Source organism: Mycobacterium sp. ABE4_509 (genome assembly GCF_056160785.1).
Genome location: NZ_JBSWXU010000263.1, coordinates 1 through 3093, shown reverse-complemented (window position 1 = coordinate 3093; position 3093 = coordinate 1). Strand labels below are relative to the sequence as shown.

The following is a 3093-nucleotide window of genomic DNA, read 5'->3' as shown; positions in this document are numbered from 1 at the left end:
GTGCGGGCGCACCGGGTGGAGGGGCCGTGCCGGCCGGGGCCGGACCAACCGGATTCGGTGGTGGTGCCGCAGCCGTGCCCGCGGGGCCTCGACCCGCCCCTGCGGGGTCGCCGCCGGCGCGCGGTCCACTGCCCGCCACGGCTGGAAGCAATGCCGGTCTCCCGACCTCGTCCTACCGGTCGGGGTACGGCGATTACCTGCGCGGGGCAGGCCTCTCGCAGGTGGCGGCGTTGGCGGTGCCGGGCCTTGCGGGGATCTTGGTGCTCACCGGTGCTGGCGGGCTGGTGGGGTACCGCCAGGCCAAAGCGGGCCGCGCGGTGCGGGCCGGCGGAACGACAACGTTCATGAACTGACGGGAACTGCCCTCCTGAGAAGGCTGAGCAGCGGATAGTAGGAGCACAGAGAGGGGGTTGTATGCCTGCGAGTCGACGGGTGACCAGCGCCGTCAACGACGTTCTCGACCTTGCCCCGCGGGAGGGTGAGGTTTCGCTGATCCGGCTGGTCGAGGCCGTTGGTGACTGCCGCGGTCGACCGATCGACATCGAGACCGCGGATCTCCCTCCCGGTGTCTGCGGCCAGTGGCGCCAGTACAGCGATCGCGATGTCTTCCTCATCCAACGTGGCCTGCCCGCCTGGGACCGCACGCTCGCCCACGAACTCGGCCATCTGGTGCTCGGGCACGAGGGCATCCCGGTGGCCCAGGCGGCAGCGGAAAGCACCGAGTTGGCCACCTCGGACCTGATCGGCTACATGCTCAACCAACGAACGGGCTGCATGGGGCCCGGCGGTGAGGACGTCGAACAGGAAGCCGAGGACTTCGCCGCGCTGCTCATCTACCGTCTGGGTCGACTGCCCTCGGACCGCTCGTCGATCGTCCAGGTCCGGCTCGGAGAGGCGTTTGGTTGATCATCTGGGTGATCGCCGGTCTGCTCGGATTGGCGACCGGTCTGCGCATCGGCTGGGCGCTGGTCAACAAACAGTCACTGGTCAGCAGTGCGATGATCCTGGCCCTGGGCAGTCTCGGCGTGGTGGCGGCGCTGAACTGGCCGCCGCTGACCCTGCTGATCGACACCGTGGCGCACTGGCCCAACGTCTCGGTCGGACTCAGCCAGGTCGCGCTGATCGGCTGTGCGGCCGGAAGCTGCGTGATGATCACGTCGGTCTCATCGAGCCGCAGCCCCGGCGCGCTCCGGCGGATCGCCATGGCCCAGTACGGCGTGGCCGTCGTCATCGCTGTGATCAGCCTCGTCGTGTTCTTCGCGGCCGGCCAGCAGCCCGAGATGGCACCGCAGGAGTACCTGCGCCGCAACCTCGCTTCCGGAGGCACCGCGCTGCCGTGGCTGCTGCCACTGCTCTACGTGCTGCTGGCGCTGAGCCTGGTGGTCTGGGCCGGGTTACGTCACTCCAACCGCACGCGCCGTGGCCGCGCCCTGTTCGTATTCACCATCGGGATCGTGCTGATCGTCGCTGCGCTCGCGTTCTTCGTGCTGCGCGCGGTCGGGGGCACCCGGCTGGTGGGGATCGGCGCCGCCGCCACCCTGCTGGGCTGCGCGATGCTCGTGGTAGCCGCGGGCTCGCTGCTGCCCAGCCTCGAGGATTGGTTCGGGGCCCGCCGCGAGCTGCGCATCATCGCGCCGCTGCTCGACGAACTCGGCCGGCGTCACCCGGACGTGGGAATCGGGGTGCGTCCGCGCGGACCTCTGGTGTTCCGCGTCGCCGAGCGGATGTCACTCATCTCCGATGCGCTGTTTCTGGAGGCCACCGCGGCCCACAGCGCGCTGCGGCGGGTCGACAGTGCGGGTACCGCCACCGGACACGCCGCTGACTCCGACGACGCCGACGGCGCCGATCCGGAGGTCGAACTGGAGTCCGTCGACGTGCCGCCGACCGAGCAGGCCGCCGCCGTCGCCGAATGGATCCACGCAGGTCGAGGCGATGCGCGAGACGCGGGCCGAGCCGCGTTCCCCGGCCTCGGATGGCTGCGTCAACCGGTCACGTACTCCGACCGGGAGTGGATTCTCGAGATCGCCGGACAATACCGGCAGTGCGCCCGCGGTGACAGCGGTGCGCGGTCGGTCTGAGGGCTGATTCGCCGACGCCGGTGCCGGCGCCGCGAGAAGCTAATCGGCGAGGTTTTCGCGACGGCGCAGTTCGTCGACCTTTACGACGAGATCCTGCTTGGCTTCGGCTGACAACCCGACCGTCCGGGCTGCAATTCGGCGAACGCCCTCGTCGCGCATGCCTGCCAGCAGCGTGAGCTCCTTGTCGAGCTTCTCGTAGTACTCGTCGTCGGTGAAGTAGGCAGGCTTGATCCGGAAGAAGTTGGCAAGCGCGGCCATCGTGGTCGCCGACGGGTTGGTTCGGTTGCCCGAGCGCAGCTGGGAGAGGTATGGCGCCGACATCGTGACCCCCTCGGCCTTGAGTGCGGCGATCACCTCAGCTGAGGTGTGCGGACCGCGTCCGGGCGGGTAGACGGTATCGAAGAGCCGGTTGAGGCGAGCGGCGAACGTATTGCTCATGGGTGTGACCTCCACGTGAAGATGAGCGGGAATCCGGGGCGGCGTATTTGCTGATCATCGTAGCGACAGTTCCTTGTACAACCAAGTGCAAACCAGGCAAAACTTCACCCGGCTCCCACTGCGGTACCGCCGGCACTGAGCTTGGCGGGACCGCCGGTTACACCTCGCACTGCGGGGCTGCGGTGCGCTTAAGCAAATACTAACGGTACCGTAGCTAATAGTGGCCCAGCTCTGGCGAAACCGTTGGCCGGCGATCGGCCGAAATTTTCCCCGGCAACTGTTGCCGACCCGTCACGGGTCGGCTGTAGCGTTTGCTGGTCACCTGGACTACATCGCGCGCTCAGCCACCGGTCCCTGCCCTTCACACCATGTGGCGGGCGAAAGTTCAGGCGCGCGGCCGGGTTCTGCCGGGAAGGAATTTGTCAGTAGCCAATGGCATTGCGGCCGGTGGACGTTACCCCGTCAGAACTGGCGTCGGCGCAAGGCCCCGTCGTGGCCCGGTGTCGGGCGCGGATGCGGGCTATGACGGCGGCCGCCAGCGCACCGCCGGCGGTCGCGCCGGTCACCGCCAGGG

Annotated in this window: 3 protein-coding genes and 1 pseudogene; 3 read left to right on the top strand and 1 reads right to left on the bottom strand. The window is 68.6% G+C overall.

What is annotated here, in order from left to right; genetic code table 11:
* The 3 genes and pseudogenes from ACXAID_RS27655 to ACXAID_RS27645 all read left to right on the top strand — a co-directional run.
* Positions 1-353, top strand: a pseudogene (locus tag ACXAID_RS27655) (hypothetical protein); the annotation flags it as partial.
* A 61-nt stretch (positions 354-414) separates the two neighbouring features.
* Positions 415-906 carry an ImmA/IrrE family metallo-endopeptidase gene (locus ACXAID_RS27650; protein ID WP_475025364.1) on the top strand — a complete coding sequence of 164 codons (492 nt, stop codon included), beginning with the start codon at positions 415-417 and terminating at the stop codon, positions 904-906.
* Positions 903-2081 (top strand): hypothetical protein, encoded by a 1179-nt coding sequence (locus ACXAID_RS27645; protein ID WP_475025363.1) that lies wholly within the window; start codon positions 903-905, stop codon positions 2079-2081. Before ACXAID_RS27650 ends, ACXAID_RS27645 begins: the two co-directional genes overlap by 4 nt.
* 39 nt (positions 2082-2120) lie before the next feature.
* On the opposite strand, the gene ACXAID_RS27640 is transcribed toward ACXAID_RS27645, so the two are convergent.
* Entirely contained in the window at positions 2121-2519 is a 399-nt protein-coding gene (locus tag ACXAID_RS27640; protein ID WP_475025362.1) for a transcriptional regulator, read from the bottom strand.
* Positions 2520-3093 lie beyond the last annotated feature (574 nt).